Annotated in this window: 8 protein-coding genes and 1 pseudogene; 2 read left to right on the forward strand and 7 right to left on the reverse strand. The window is 52.4% G+C overall.

Annotation, left to right across the window (positions count from 1 at the left end; all coding sequences use genetic code 11):
• Positions 1-460: 460 nt before the first annotated feature.
• The 4 genes and pseudogenes from dnaK to HJG54_RS04080 form a co-directional block, all read right to left on the reverse strand.
• Positions 461-2,432 (reverse strand): annotated as a pseudogene (gene dnaK / locus HJG54_RS04065) (molecular chaperone DnaK); the annotation flags it as partial.
• Positions 2,433-2,663: 231 nt separating this feature from the next.
• Entirely contained in the window at positions 2,664-3,299 is a 636-nt protein-coding gene (locus HJG54_RS04070) for a TVP38/TMEM64 family protein (protein ID WP_316433513.1), read from the reverse strand.
• Positions 3,300-3,463: 164 nt separating this feature from the next.
• Positions 3,464-7,042: an AAA-like domain-containing protein gene (locus HJG54_RS04075; protein WP_316433514.1), complete on the reverse strand. Its 3,579-nt coding sequence runs from the start codon at positions 7,040-7,042 to the stop codon at positions 3,464-3,466.
• A 281-nt stretch (positions 7,043-7,323) separates the two neighbouring features.
• On the reverse strand, positions 7,324-9,030 hold the full coding sequence (locus HJG54_RS04080) for an AAA-like domain-containing protein (RefSeq protein ID WP_316433515.1): 1,707 nt from the start codon (positions 9,028-9,030) through the stop codon (positions 7,324-7,326).
• 756 nt (positions 9,031-9,786) lie between these two features.
• Here HJG54_RS04080 and HJG54_RS04085 point away from each other — a divergent pair.
• Positions 9,787-10,110: a DUF1825 family protein gene (locus HJG54_RS04085; RefSeq protein WP_036002052.1), complete on the forward strand. Its 324-nt coding sequence runs from the start codon at positions 9,787-9,789 to the stop codon at positions 10,108-10,110.
• Between the two features lie 17 nt (positions 10,111-10,127).
• Here the strand turns inward: HJG54_RS04085 and HJG54_RS04090 are convergent, their stop codons facing one another.
• Positions 10,128-12,026, reverse strand: coding sequence for a penicillin-binding protein 1A (locus HJG54_RS04090; RefSeq protein ID WP_051925877.1), 1,899 nt, complete (start codon positions 12,024-12,026; stop codon positions 10,128-10,130).
• Positions 12,027-12,241: 215 nt separating this feature from the next.
• On the opposite strand from HJG54_RS04090, the gene tyrS reads away from it, so the two are divergent.
• Complete coding sequence (gene tyrS / locus HJG54_RS04095; protein ID WP_316433516.1) at positions 12,242-13,474, forward strand: tyrosine--tRNA ligase; 1,233 nt, start codon at positions 12,242-12,244, stop codon at positions 13,472-13,474.
• 34 nt (positions 13,475-13,508) lie between these two features.
• Here the strand turns inward: tyrS and minE are convergent, their stop codons facing one another.
• Positions 13,509-14,138 carry a cell division topological specificity factor MinE gene (minE, locus tag HJG54_RS04100; RefSeq protein WP_316433517.1) on the reverse strand — a complete coding sequence of 210 codons (630 nt, stop codon included), beginning with the start codon at positions 14,136-14,138 and terminating at the stop codon, positions 13,509-13,511.
• Positions 14,139-14,212: 74 nt separating this feature from the next.
• Complete coding sequence (minD, locus tag HJG54_RS04105; protein WP_036002060.1) at positions 14,213-15,019, reverse strand: septum site-determining protein MinD; 807 nt, start codon at positions 15,017-15,019, stop codon at positions 14,213-14,215.
• Positions 15,020-15,074: the final 55 nt, after the last annotated feature.

Raw genomic sequence — 15,074 nt, forward strand, 5'->3', positions numbered from 1 at the left:
TCATCGCGGACAGAATCGTCACGCTTGCTGCGGCTATAGTTATCCCGGCTGTCCCGGCTGTAGCTATCGCGATTAGAGCTATTGCGGGGAGGCTCGTTGCGCTCATAGTTATCGCGCTCGTAATTATTGCGCTCGTAATTATCGCGCTCATAGTCGCTGCGGCTGTAATCGTCTCTTGAGCGCGAGCGCTCTGAGGTTGATTCACCACGGCCGACACTCCAGTCGTCCTGGCTGTAGCTTTCCCGATCGTAGCTGCGATCGGCGTTGCGCCCGTAGTCTGAGTTATAGTCTCGATCGCGTCCATAATCTTCGCGCCGGTAATTATCGCGCCCATAGCTATTGCCAGTATTGCCAGTATTGCCAGTACTGCCAGTATTGCCGCTATTGCCATAATTATTGGAGCCGTAGCTACTGCCATAACCGCCGTAGTTGCCATAGCTGGAGCCGTAGCCGCTGTTATAGCCCCCGTAGCCGCTGCGCCCCCCATAGGCATCACGACCAAAGTCGCGCCGGTCATCGTAGAAATCATCGTCATCACCAAAGAATTCTTCACCCAAATTGGAGAGGGTGCGGCGAATCGAACCGAAAAAGTCGCCTTCTTCTTCGTCTTCTTTGGTGATTTGGTAGACCTCTCGCTGCAATTCATAGATGGCATCGCGCAGATCGGCTTGAGTAGTGTCGATGCCGCGATCATCATCTCGCTTCAGATAGTCACGCAATTCCTGCACCAGGTTTTCGATGCGGCGACGGTAGGAGCTAGCAAACTGCATGCCAAAATCAAGCGCCACTTCCCGGAGCTGGCGTTCGGCCTCAAAGGTGAGGGCTTCGGCCTTGGTGCGTTTTTCGATCCGGTCGCGCTTCTGGCGGTCCTCGTCAGCAAATCGCTCCGCTTCTTCGATCATCCGGTCAATCTCGGCATCGCTGAGGTTAGAGGCTCCCTGAATCGTGATGCCTTGCTCGCGTCCAGTAGTGCGGTCTAGGGCAGTAACTTGCAGAATGCCGTTAGCATCGATGTCGAAGGAAACGGTGATCTGGGGAATACCCCTAGGAGCGGGCGGAATCCCCATCAGCTTGAAGCGGCCCAGGGATTTGTTATCCGATGCCATTTCCCGCTCGCCTTGCACCACGTGAATTTCTACCATTGTCTGGTTGTTTTCCGAGGTCGAAAACACATCGGAGCGCCGCACCGGAATCGTAGTGTTACGCGGAATCAGCTTCTTCATCACGCCGCCAATCGTCTCCAGCCCCAGCGATAGGGGTGTGACATCCAGCAGCAAAATGTCCTGCACTTCTTGGGTCAAAATGCCAGCCTGAATTGCGGCTCCAATCGCCACGACTTCATCCGGATTGACGTTTTCGTTCGGCTCCCGGTCAATCAGCGAACGCACCAACTGGCGCACCATCGGCATGCGGCTACCGCCTCCCACCAGCACCACTTCATCAATTCGGTTGGGAGACAATCCAGCATCGCTAAGGGCCTGCTTCACGGGCTGGCGTAAGCGATTCACCAGATCGACACAGAGATCTTCAAACTGGGTGCGAGTCAGGCGCGTTTCCAAGTGCAGGGGACCATCGGCACTGGCGGCAATAAACGGCAGGTTGATTTCCGTGGAGCCGACGCCCGACAGCTCAATTTTTGCTTTTTCGGCAGCTTCAATCAGGCGCTGCAAAGCTTGCCGGTCGGTACGCAGATCAATCCCTTCTTTTTCCTGGAACTGATCGGCCAGCCAGTCCACAATCCGCTTATCAAAATCCGCGCCGCCAAGTTGAGTATCGCCGCTAGTGGCTTTGACTTCAAACACACCATCCCCAATGTCGAGAATCGTGACATCGAAGGTGCCGCCGCCTAAGTCAAACACCAGAATCGTCTGATTGTCACGTCGATCCAGTCCATAGGCGAGGGAAGCAGCGGTGGGTTCGTTCAAGATCCGCAGCACCTCTAAGCCAGCAATCCGGCCTGCATCGCGGGTGGCCTGTCGCTGAGCGTCATTAAAGTAGGCGGGAACAGTAATCACAGCGGCGGTGACAGGTTCGCCTAAATAGCGGCCCGCTTCTTCAGCTAGCTTGCGCAACACCATCGCCGAGATTTCTTCAGGCGCAAAATCTTTCTGCATCCGGGGGCATTTGATCTTGATGTTGCCCGTTACTTCGTCTCGTCGAATTGTGTACGGCACTCGCTTCGACTCCGGGTTGAGTTCGGCATACTTGCGACCCAAAAAGCGTTTGATGCCATAGAAGGTATTTTGCGGATTTAGCACCGATTGCCGCCGCGCCATCTGTCCTACCAATCGCTCACCGTCCTTGGTAAAGGCTACGACAGAGGGGGTTGTCCGCATTCCCTCAGCGTTAGCAATGACAATGGGTTTGCCGCCTTCCATCACAGCAACGACCGAATTGGTTGTTCCTAAGTCAATGCCAACTACTTTTCCCATTCGCTGCGGCTCTCCTCGCTGATTGCTGACTAACTGCTGCCTAATTGCTGCCTAATGCGATCTAAACTGGCTGCCTAAACTGTAATACGGCAAAGTGGCTGCCTTCATTGTATCTTGCTACCCATAATGGATAGGGTCGGGTTTTCCGTCAAGCCAGAGAACCGTCCAGTGCAGGGTTGATGTCTTAACGTTGGGATCGGTTTCTTGCTGACTGGGGATTTTGGAGCTTCCTCACTTTTGGGGTTTTAGCAGCGGCAGCAGCGACAGTAAGGCCAAGCAGACCACTGCGGCCATTAATTGGGTCAATCCCTCGCCACGAAAGGCTTTTAGGCCAGACTCACCCAACCAGGTATAGGCCGCCGTACCGGGAATGATGCCCAAAAATGTACCCAGCGCGTAGGGCCGCAAGTGAATCGGGGTTAACCCAAACAAGAAGTTGACCAGGTTAAAAGGCGAGATCGGAGCCACGCGAATCGCTAAAACACAGCGTAACTGATGGCAGCTTACCATCTGATTCAGTTTTTGCATGATTTTGTGTTGACTGAATCGGTGCTCGATCCGGTGTCGCAGCAGCAAGCGAGCCAGATAAAACGCTGCGATCGCTCCCAGAGTTGCGCCAATGGTTGATAAAATTGTGCCCCAAACCAGCCCAAACACGGCTCCGCCACTCACGACCAGCCAAGTTCCCGGTAAGCCAACGGCAGTCGCCATCACATGGGCAATCAGAAACAGCACCATCGCCTTTCGACCTGCCATGTGGAGATAGTTGATTAAAGCAGGCTGATCAACCAACAACTGACAGGGCAAATAATGGCAAAGAACGGCTGCCCCTAATCCAAACAGCAGCAAGAGGAGATGAGTGGGCATTCGTTGCCAGCGGCCTATCATCAGCGATTGTCCTTCGACGGTCGCTTTAATTGAACTCTGCTTGGCTGAAATTTTGCTGAATCCGACCTGAGAAGCGATTAAAGAATTCTGAGCGTGACCGAGGTGATGCTCCTACCGGTTCTGCCTCCTACCGGTTCTGCCTCCTACCGGTTCTGACAAAGCGAGGGGTTTCGATTGCCCGCCGTGTCTTGAAGGGCCATGTCTTGAAGCTGTAAGTAATCCTGTATCCACTCGCATCCATGTCTTTGGAGAGCGCCCGTATCCAGGACAAGCTGTAAATCCCAAAGGAGTCCTGTGCGGTCGTCACTGACGGAAACGAGGATGCGGCTATCGGGACTGAAGGCAACGGCTCGGACAGGAGCTGTATGGCTATCGAGCGTGGTTAGCTCTTCGCCATTCTGGTTCCAAAGTTTGACCGTGTTATCTTCGCTGGCAGAGGCAAACAATTGCCCATCAGGGCTAAAAGCGACATGATTGACCTTGGCTTGATGGCCGCGTAGGGTTTTGAGTAAGGTGCCATTGGTGCTCCAGATCTTGATGGTTTTGTTCCAGGTTGTGGCTAACTCGGAGCGCCTGGGGTCAAAAGCAACCGCTCTGATCTCCACATCGTAGTCGCCGAAACTAGTCAGCAACTCGCCCTCGCCACGCCATTCTGTGCGGCTAACTGAGTCTATCGGGCTGGGGGAACTGGGGTTACTCCTCCATAGCCGGATGGCTCCATCGCGGCTCACTGAGGCCAGTAAGGGATCGATTGGGCTAAAAGCCAAATCATTAACCGATCCCACATGGCCAACCAGGGTACGCACCAAACGACTGTCTTGTTGCCAGAGCTTGATCAGGGAGTTTTCACTGCTAGAGGCGATCGCCTGACTTGTAGGGCTGAAGTCGATAGCCAAGATTGGCGACTGGTGTTCGCTAAAGGTTTGCAGCAACCGACCCTCTGTGTTCCACAGTTTGATGGTTTTGTCGTGACTAGCTGACGCCAAGATTTGCCCATCGGGGTTGATAGTCAGGTCAGCGATACCGGCTTCGTGCCCGTTGATCAGACGCAACTGTGCGCCTTTGCGATTCCAAATTCGTAGAGTCCGGTCTTCGCCAGCGGTAACGACGGTTCGATTGGTTGGATTAAAGGCAACAGCAGTCACGGCGGCTTCGTGCCCAACCAAGGGGGTCCGAAACGTGTTGTTGATGGTCCAGAAACGGATCGTTTCATCATCGCTAGCTGAGGCAAGAGTGCGCCCATTACGGCTAAACGCCAAGCCTCGAACAGGTTTGATATGTCCCTTGAGAGTTGCGAGCAGCACACCCTCGCGATTCCATAGCTTGATCGTATTGTCTCGGCTGGCAGAGGCAACGATTTCCCCATAGGAACTGAAGGCCAGATCGTAAACGCTAGCCCGGTGATCTTTGAGGGTGCGCAACAGCTTGCCGTTGAAGTCCCAAATTTTGAGCGTATTGTCTTCGCTGCCAGAAATGAGCACCGGGCTGTTGGGGCTAAAGGCAACGGTATTGACTCGATCCCGATGGCCGCTGAGAGTGGCTACCAATTTGCCGCTGCGTTCCCATAACTTTACGGTGCGATCTTCACTGGCCGTTGCGAGCAATTTCCCATCTCGACTGAAGGCCACGTCCTGCACTGCCTCTTGATGCCCTTTAAAGCTGGCAAGCAAGTTGCCGTCGGCGGCCCAGAGCTTGATCGTGCCATCTTGACTTGCGGAAGCCAGCGTCTGCCCTTCGGGACTGAAAGCAACGGATAGAACTCTGCCAGCATGGCCAATCAGACGATGCAGTTTTTCGCCGTCCTGATTCCACAAAATCAATGTCCGATCATCGCTAGCAGAGACGAGCAGGCGACTATCCGGACTAAAGGCAACTGCTCCAACCCGATCGCTATGGCCATACAGCGTTTTAATCAATCTGCCGTCACGCTGCCAGAGGCGGATGGTGCGATCTTCACTGCCCGAAGCAAAGCGTTGATCATCCGGGCTAACGGCAATGGCTAGAACGGCACTCTGATGCCCTGTGAGGCGATTGGTTTCACTGGTATTGTAAACGGCCTGTCGCAGCACTTTGGCGACTTGGTTGGCGACCCGGTTTGTGGTGGCCGCATCGGCAAACCGGACTGCCCGCAGCTTTTGCGTGGCCTCTAGAGCCGTAGTCAGGGCATCGAGTCCCTGATTGGCGGCATAGAAAGTTTCGGACGCGGTTGCCAGCGCCTTGACCTCTTTGATAGCAGCCTGCTGATACTGGCTAAAACTCACAACACCCAGAACGCTAACCAGCATGAGCTTAAAGCTGACCACTCCCAGCCATAGCCGCTGTCGTCTAACACTGCGTTTCTCGACTGCTAGACGGGTTTCAACTTCCTGCAGTCGGGCAGCTTCTAGAGCCTGCTGTATTTCCTGTTGCGCTTGCGTTTGACTGGCGGCCAAAAACTGGTAATCCAAATCGCTGAGGCTTTTTCCCTCTGCCCAACCCTGAGCATCGAGTAGGGCCTGCCCCCGGAGCAGGCGGGATCGATCTTGGCGGTCTGACCTGACCCAGGCATCGAGTGCATGAGCATAGGGGCGAAGGGTAGCCAACTGTCGATTCGTCCAGGTGAGATCAAAAACCTGCTGGTAGATGCGATTTTTGATGCAAAGGGTGCCCTGCTGCCGAATCACCAAGCCGGATAACAAGAGTTCGATTTGCTCGCGGCTATCGTCTGTAGAGATGGAGGACGTAGGGGAGTGAGGATGTTCTGGGGTATTCGCTAGCAGAATTCGTTGGTAGAGATTGAGCAAACGTCCGGCCCGCTGTTCGTTGTAAAGTAACCGAGCGCGAATGGTCCGCAGATGTTCGGGTTCATCTTGTGCCTCCCACTGCTGCAAAATGCTAGTTTGCACCAAATTTTCGATCCAAAAGGCTTCTGTGCCAGGTGGAATGATCAGCAGAGGGCTGCCGCTGGCTTCAATGGCGCGGAGCACGAGTTGACAGAGCTTTTGCGTCAGAAATGGCTGGCCGCCAGTCCAATTGAGAATCTCGCGCAGCAGCGTTTGGGGGTTGCCAATTTTGCCCTCTAAGGTTTGGGCTAACGGCTGGGCCTCATGTAGCTGAAATCCTTGTAAATCGATAGCTCTACCGATATTGAATGGAGTTTTGGTTTTATCGCGCACTAAATCTGATGGGGTAGCGACGCCAAAGAGGGCAAAGCTAATGCGCCTATAGGCTGGATTGAGCGGGCGTTGGTTGTAGCAAAAACGAATCAGGGCAAAAAAATCATCAACCGCAAAGGGCAAGCTGAGGATACTATCAATTTCGTCAATAAAAATCAGCAGGGGATCGGTGGGATAGTGGGGCAACAGCACCTCACTAATAAACCAACTCAGCCGCTGAAACGGCCCCAGGTCTTGCTGTTGCCACCATTGTTTGAGATTAAATTGTTCGGTGAGGTCAAATCCCATCCAGAGGGCATAGGCAATGCCCTTGTACCATTGCTCCAGCGTCACAAGCTCGCTGCCGATACAAGTCATGTCAATCACCGCACAACGCCAGCCCAGTTGCTCTAGCCGATGTTTAGTGCGCACCAGTAGAGAGGATTTACCCATTTGACGAGCGTTGAAGGCATAACAAAACTCACCCTGCTGCAAGGCTTCATAAATCTCGACATCCGCCTGCCGCATCACATAGGTTGGGTGATCGACCTGGAGGCTACCTCCCACTTGATATTCAGGATTTGTCATCAACGTTGATGCTGTATCAATTGTTTAAGCTATGTAGATCCCATCATTAGTTTGAAGATCCATAGTGCCAGCGCCTCGCTGGCGCGGGCAAGATGCCAATTTGAAGATCCGCAGTGCAAGGTCTCGCTGGCGCGAGGGCGCAAGCAAGATACCTGCACTCCATCTACCGTTTAATCAGGTTGCGTTTAATCAGGTTGCGTTTAATCAGGTTGACCTACTTATGAGTTTGACAACGACTGGCCCTGGCTTGCACTCCCCCCGCCCCGATTTCTGTTTCCTGCCTAAATCTCCACCGAAGTCACCTGATTGCGCCCTCGCCGTTTTGATTGATAGAGCGCTTGGCTCACTGCCGTTAACAGCAAATTGATAGAACTGCCTGCACTGGGCAGGGTTGAGGCAACTCCGGCACTAACCGTTAAGACCGAACTGGGCAGGCCATCAACCATCGAATAGTTGCAGGCTATCTCTAGGGCCGCGACCTGGAGGCGAATCGTTTCGGCCAAAAAGGCGGCGCCATTCAGATCGGTTTGGGGCAGCAGCAAGATAAACTCTTCCCCGCCATAGCGAGCTACCAGATCGGCAGGGCGTTGCACCAGCTCGCGCAAATTAGCTGCAATTCGCTGGAGACATTGATCGCCTGCCGGTTGGCCGTAGGTTTCGTTGTAGACCTTGAAATAGTCAATGTCAATCAAGATTACCGACAGCGGAGCCTGCTCGCGGATGGCCCGCTTCCATTCCGCCTGAAGATGGACTTCAAACTGATGGCGGTTGGCAAGCTGCGTGAGTTCATCAGGCTGAGTATGTTGAATAGGCTGAATAGGCTGAGGACCTGGAGGGTCTGGAACCGTGAGGGGAGATACGAGCGAAGAAACTAACTGATCGAATCGAAACCGCGACCGACCCAAGTGCTCTAGTTTCAACAAAACTTCTCGATAGGAAAATAGCTTTTCTTTAAAGTACATCTGGTAAAGCGTACAGCTCGGCGTCACCCGGTCTCCGTCTAAGAGAATCAGGCCCAAGCCATCTAGCTTATAGACCAAAGCGGGTTCCACTTTGATTGCCGCATCTGCCGAAATGATTTGTTTAAAGGCATCTTCTAGGTTGGGTTCTGCTTGCAGTACATTCAGCAAACGCCGCAGGTGATCGCCAAAAATCCCGGCTTCAGTGGCGGCATGGTTCAACAGCTCCTCTGGAGGCAGCTCGGCTCGACAAAAATGGTAGAGCGCCAGGTTAACTAAATAGGGATGCCCCCCGGTCAATTCCTGTAGAGCTGCTAATCGAAACAGTCCGACTTCAGTATCTACCCAATCTAAGCCATAGCGCCGCGCCAGCTCCTTGACCTGTTCCAGGGTAAACCGAGGCAATTTGAGCGGCAGCCCTACGTTGAAGGGAGATTGGTTAATATCGAGCGGCACATAGGCATCGGTGGAATACACCACAACAAAACGCAGCTTTCGCCAGTTTTCAGCCTGCTTTGCTTTTTCATACCAGGAGCGCAGTAGTGATAAAAACTCACGGGCTAAGCGCGGGTATTCAAACAGTTCGTCTACATTACTTAAAGCCAGGACAATGGGCCGATTTAGCGAGGTGAGCAGGTAACTTTGCCAATACAAACTACAGCTCATTTTGCTGCCGACTTCCTCATCCCAGTACTGATCTAAATCAGGCTTCAGCTGCGACTGACGGCTGGCATTGGCTGAAAACCAGCGCAGTAGGGAATTGATTGACTCTAAGCTCAGTTCATCGACTTCGCGAAAGTCGATCTGAATGATATGGCACCCGTGAGCGGAGGCATGGGCCAACACTCGGTTTAACAGCGAACTCTTCCCCATGCAGTGGGGCGCTTTGATCCGCAATAGGCTGCCCGGCTTTTCAATTTCAGCATAGGCGAGCTGCTCGACTGGCGGGCGCTCGATATACAACGGAGAAGTCAACGGAATCGGTCCGCTCGGAAACTCCACAGAACTGCTTTGAAGATCGGGCTGCATCAGAACTACCTTATAAACTCCTTTAACTAGCTAAATCGAAGTATCAGGAACCTCCATTCTTCCGATAGACAAGAGAAAGCCCCCGCTAGTAGGTGCATCAATCATCAATACAGGGCAAATCTTCGGGCGAGGCGCAGGGCTACTTCTAACCAGGTAAAAAGGCGATCGTAAACTGGGGACCGCCAACCTCACCTGACAATGACAACGGTAGGAGGGCGATCAGATAGCAAACTTCTCTGATGCCTGAGTTCAATCGCAATTTGCTCAGCGCGTCTTGAAAAATAATAGAATAGCCCTACACTAACTCCGCATTTACTTGCTGCATTTACTAACTCTACATCGATAGCTAAAGAGCAAACAGTGGCTCACGTTAACATCGCTTGCCCATTGTCTATATTTGCGAATGATAGGATAATTTCAGCAATTTCTGTACAGTGCCAATCCAAGCCCCAATCGCTTTAGCCCAGGTAGAGATATCCGATCCTGAGGTGTTGGACAGACTGGACTAGAATTAAGTTGATTTACATATTGCTGCTAATGGTGTTTGTCAGTTAAAACTTGCCTACTTACACCCTTTAGTGAATGATTTGACAGCTTAATGATTGTGGTGGTAATTGCTATCTAGTTGACTCCCACATTAAATTGCACGTTAAATTATGCTAACAGGGCAATTAAGCATTTCAATTGGCAGAATCTCCACTTAGTGGATTAGGGACACGCATAGAAGATGCACTAGGAAATCCATAGTATAGAACGATGGGATTTTTCGATTCTGAAATTGTTCAGCAGGAAGCAAAGCAGCTATTTGAGGATTACCAATCCTTGATGCGTTTGGGTTCAGACTACGGCAAATTTGACCGGGAAGGCAAAAAAATCTTCATTGAACAAATGGAAGCGATGATGGAGCGCTATCGGGTGTTTATGAAGCGCTTTGAACTTTCAGAAGATTTTATGGCTCAAATGACCGTAGAGCAGCTCAAAACCCAGCTCGGCCAATTTGGCGTCACGCCTCAGCAAATGTTTGACCAAATGCACCTGACGCTAGAACGAATGAAGGCCGAACTGGAAAGAATGCCGTAGGAAGAGTAGAAAAAGAACTAGGGTTTAACAAAATTTGACATCGGCTTAAAGGTCTCAACCGGGACGCCTTCTAGCGCTTTATACATGAAGCTGCGCCAGACCGGGGCAACATAGCCACCACCCGTTGCTCCTGTGCCGATAGGGCTATAGTCGTCGTTGCCAACCCAAACCGCTACTGCCAGTTGCGGTACATAGCCGACAAACCAGATGTCCCGTTCTGCCGAGGTGGTTCCCGTTTTACCTGCCGCAGGGCGGTCGATCCGAGCCGCAGTCCCTGTGCCGCGCGTGATCACGTCCTGTAGGGTCGAGTTGAGAGCTGCCACCGCCCACGGGTCTAGTACGAGCTGAGGACGGGGAGTATTATCAAGCAAAACGTTGCCCTTACTGTCGGTCACCTGCACAATAGTCGTCGTTTCCGAATGCCAGCCGCCATTGGCAAAGGTAGCATAGGCTCCGGCCATCTCGTAAGGTGTTAGATCCACCGCTCCTAACGGTAAAGATGTAACTGGTTCCATCGGACTTTTGATACCCAAAGTGCGGCAAACTTCAATCACTCGGTTGATCCCAACTTCTTGCCCTAGCCGAATCGCTGGAATATTGCGAGACTGAGCTAGGGCCTGCCGAATTGACATGGCACCATAGAAACTACCGTCATAGTTTTGGGGCGTGTAGTAGCCATCACCATCGGGATAGGTGACGGGTGTATCCATCACCACCGAATCGGGAGCGTAGTTGCCTGTGGCAAAGGCCGCATAGTAGACAAAAGGCTTGAAGGCAGAACCGGGTTGCCGCAGTGCTTGTACTGCCCGGTTATACTGGCTCTTGCTGTAATCTACCCCGCCTACCATTGCTTTCACAAAGTGGGTTCTGGGGTCCACTGCCACCAGCGCCATTTGGTCGGCATAAATGCCTTGCCGCTGAATCGATGCCAGCCCATTACGCACCGTTTCTTCTGCTTTGCGTTGCAGATTCAGGTCAATTGTAGTTTGAACCCGCATGCCGCCTTGCAGTACGGCTTCTCGCCCAAACCGGCTGGTCAGTTCAGCCACCACAGCATCCGTAATGTAGGGAGCCTGACTGGCGCGGAAGGAGGTAATCTCGCCCAGTTTGAGGGGAGTAGCCTTGGCTTGAGCCACTTCCGCATCGGTAGCCCAACCAATTTGCCGCATTCGTTGCAGCACAATCGCCTGTCGCTCCTTCGCCTTTTGGTAGTCCACAAAGGGGCTAAACACCTCTGGGGCCTGAATTAATCCCGCCATCATACTAGCCTCGGCCAAATTCAGCTCGGAGGCTGGTTTATTGAAATAGCTTTTGGCCGCTGTTTCCACTCCGTAGGTATTGTGACCCCAGTACACCTGATTCAGATACATCTCCAGAATCTGGTCTTTTGTGAATACCTGCTCTAGACGGAGGGAAAGTACGGCTTCTGCCACTTTGCGGCTCATCGTCCGCTCAGGGGTCAAAAACAGGTTTTTCACCAACTGCATTGTAATTGTGGAGCCACCTTCAACGGTCTCCCCTTCTTCCATGTTGGCAAGAAAGGCACGGGCAATCCCAGATGGATTAATTCCATGATGCGAGAAAAAGTAGCTGTCTTCGATTGCCAGTACCGCCCGCTTCAGATCGGGTGAAATTTGATTCAGGTTGACGACCTCTCGATTTGCCTCATCATGGATGCTGTCGAGCAGGGTGCCGTTCATGTCGTAGACGTAGCTAGTTTCGGATGGAATATAGTTTCGCAGCACCCGTACATCGGGTAGGTTGCGAAAACTCAGCGCCAAGCCGACCAAGCCACCTGCCACAATCGAACTTGCCAGCATTGTGATGCCCAAGATGGTTCCGGCTGAAACCTGCGCCACGGATTGGGCATACTCCAGAGCCGGATGCAGATTACCCGTAGATTTAGGCTTTTTCACTGGGGGCTTTTTCGGTTTCACCGGGTTCGGTTTCGCTGAATTGGTTCTGGCAGTATTAGAAGACACAGCCGTGATAATTCCCTAAAGTTTTGCAATTATAGTAGTCTGGTTGCCCGGAATTTGCCCAGACTTGTCCAGGATTTATCTGGTTGAGGCTGGATTGGTCCCGGTACGTTCAGAAGAGTTTAACGGATCTAATTGGAAATCTGCCAAATATGGCTCTTGAAACATCACAAAATGTAGCGCATCCTTTCGCCTGGTTGGAACGGGGAACGGTTGAAATTTTTCCGCAGCAGCCGGATTCCCAAGACCCTGACGAGAATTTGATTGCCCGCCTCAACCAAACCGACCGACCGCTCAGGATTAAGTTTGGAATCGACCCGACAGGATCGGAAATTCATCTGGGTCATAGTATTGTTTACCGCAAACTGCGAGCATTTCAGGACGCTGGCCACACGGCAGTTTTGCTGATTGGCGACTTCACAGCTCGGATTGGCGACCCTACGGGCAAATCGGAAGTGCGGAAGCAGCTCACCGAAGCGGAAGTACGGCAAAATGCCCAGACCTATCTCGACCAACTGCGCCCCATTTTGGATTTTGAGACCCCCGGACGGCTAGAGATCCGCTACAACTCTGAGTGGTTGGCTAAACTCGACCTGTCCAAAATTCTGGAATTGCTCGGCACCATGACGGTGGGGCAAATGCTAGCCAAAGAAGGCTTTGCCGAACGCTACAAAAAGGAAACCCCGATCTACCTGCACGAATTTCTCTATCCCTTGATGCAAGGCTACGACTCGGTGGCGCTAGCGGCGGATGTTGAGTTGGGCGGCACCGATCAAAAATTCAATCTGGCGGTAGGTCGGGATCTGCAGCGCCATTTTGGTCAACGTCCCCAGTTTTGCCTGCTCATGCCGATTCTGGTCGGGTTAGACGGGGTACAAAAAATGTCCAAATCGCTGGGCAACTACGTCGGTCTAGCCGAAAGTGCCGAGTCGATGTATGCCAAACTGCGCAAAACGCCCGATAGTTTGCTCGAAAGCTATTTCACGCTGCTGACCAATTTGCCGCTCGAAGAGTTGCCTGCTGACCCACGGGAGCAACAAATTTTGCTGGCGCTGGAGGTGGTCAGCCAGTACCACGGACGCGAGGCAGCCCTGAAAGCCAAAGCTGCTGCCGAAGCGGTGGCCGGCGGCAAAGGGGGAGAAGCGGCTGTCGAAGCTGAGTTTTCCCTCAGTCAGGTAGAGTTTCCGGCCAAGCTGTTTTATATTCTCAGCGCTAGCGGCCTGTGCAGCAGCAGCTCAGAGGCGCGTCGCCAAATTCAGGGTGGAGCGGTGCGCTTAGATGGCGAGCGAATCGATGATACGGATCTTACCTTCGAGGACAAAGCCGCCCTGCTCGGCAAGGTGCTACAGGTTGGCAAGCGTAAATTTCTGCGGCTAGTAGCTTAAGGAAATGTAGCCAAAGGGAATTCAGCTTAGGGAATTAGGGTTTGTTCGGGTTAGATGGGTTGGCATCAGTTGGCAGGCTATCACCATTTGTAGGGGTTGGGTTGAGCGGGTCAGGGTCTGCGGTGTCTGTCGAGGGGGTGTCTGTCGAGGAGGTATCTGAGGTATCTATGGAACCCCCACCTACTAGAGGCTCCGGGCCGCTGATAGCGGTCCCAAGAGGTGCGGTAGCTGGTTTGGCCCTGGATTCAGACGGGGCAGTATACGGCTCGATCAATGAATTCAAATTGCTGGTAGAAACATCTAGTTCCTCAGTCGGTAGCTCCGCCGAGTCGAGTTCCAAAACCTCTTCGGTTGCAGCTACGGGTGGCAAGGTCTCGACATCTACCGTCACCTCCTTTCCCTCTTTGACTTTGCGGATCGGTAAATTAGCAATCAGAGCGGTAGTTCGCTGGTCGCTTTCGAGGGAAAACTCCGATTCTTCGGTATCAATCTCCACGTAGCGAGACACTACTTCTAGAATTTCTTGCCGCATCTTTTCCACAGTGGCCGGGGACAGATCCGTTCGATCGTGGGCTAGCACAATCTGTAAGCGGCGTTTGGCAGAAGCGCGACTATTCTCTTTCTTGTTACGAGAGAAAATTCGGTCAAGTAGTTCGGTTAACATGGAGCATTGTTGAAGAAAAGGCATGAGGCTGAGATCAATTTACCCTGGCAGATAATAAATCCCCGACAAAAGAATTATGGCTTGTGGCCTTGAAAAAAACGACGAATCCGCGAGAAAAAGTCGTCAGGAGGCGCGGATAAATCCATAAAAGGCACTTTTTCTCCCTCTAAGCGACGCACAATGTTGCTAAAGGCAGTGGCAGCCGAGGATGGATTTTCGGCCAAAACCAGCGGCTCACCTCGGTTCGTCGATACAATGACTCGCTCATCGTCAGGAACCACACCCAAGAGCGGAATGGCCAAAATATCTTGCACATCCTTCACCGACATCATCATGTCCTGTTCAACCATGGCAGGTCTGAGCCGGTTAATGATCAAATACATCCGTTTCACATCGTTGGCTTCTAGCAGTCCTACAACCCGGTCCGCATCGCGCACAGCAGCCACTTCGGGAGTGGTGACAATAATTGCTTCACGGGCCGAGGCAATCGCATTTTGAAAACCCATTTCAATGCCAGCCGGACAGTCAATCAAGATGTAGTGAAAGGCTTTAGTTAGGGCAGCAACCAAGCGCTTCATCTGATCAGGAGTAACGGCATCTTTGGTGCGATTTTGGGCTGCGGGCAGCAGGGCCAGGTTGGGCTGGCGTTTATCACGCACGAGGGCTTGATCCAAACGGCACTCGCCGGCCAGCACTTCAACGGCCGTGTAAACAATGCGGTTTTCTAAGCCGAGCAGCAGATCGAGGTTGCGTAAGCCAAAGTCAGCGTCCACGACTGCAACCTTATGGCCACGCTGAGCTAATGCCATACCCAGATTTGCAGTTGTCGTGGTTTTACCCACTCCTCCCTTACCCGATGTAACAACAATAATGCGACTCATGAGGCTGAAAAAATGAGAACAAATGAATTTTAAGGCTTAAGTGTAGAAGACGGTT

It is taken from the genome of Leptolyngbya sp. NK1-12 (genome assembly GCF_032598965.1).
Classification (GTDB): Bacteria; Cyanobacteriota; Cyanobacteriia; order Elainellales; family Elainellaceae; genus Elainella.

Bases quoted from the DNA above. Each gene is read 5' to 3' on its own strand.
- HJG54_RS04085 (WP_036002052.1), top strand. From the start codon at position 9,787: ATGGGATTTTTCGATTCTGAAATTGTTCAGCAGGAAGCAAAGCAGCTA.
- minD (WP_036002060.1), bottom strand. From the start codon at position 15,019: ATGAGTCGCATTATTGTTGTTACATCGGGTAAGGGAGGAGTGGGTAAA.
- minE (WP_316433517.1), bottom strand. From the start codon at position 14,138: ATGTTAACCGAACTACTTGACCGAATTTTCTCTCGTAACAAGAAAGAG.
- HJG54_RS04070 (WP_316433513.1), bottom strand. From the start codon at position 3,299: ATGCCCACTCATCTCCTCTTGCTGCTGTTTGGATTAGGGGCAGCCGTT.
- HJG54_RS04080 (WP_316433515.1), bottom strand. From the start codon at position 9,030: ATGCAGCCCGATCTTCAAAGCAGTTCTGTGGAGTTTCCGAGCGGACCG.
- HJG54_RS04075 (WP_316433514.1), bottom strand. From the start codon at position 7,042: ATGACAAATCCTGAATATCAAGTGGGAGGTAGCCTCCAGGTCGATCAC.
- tyrS (WP_316433516.1), top strand. From the start codon at position 12,242: ATGGCTCTTGAAACATCACAAAATGTAGCGCATCCTTTCGCCTGGTTG.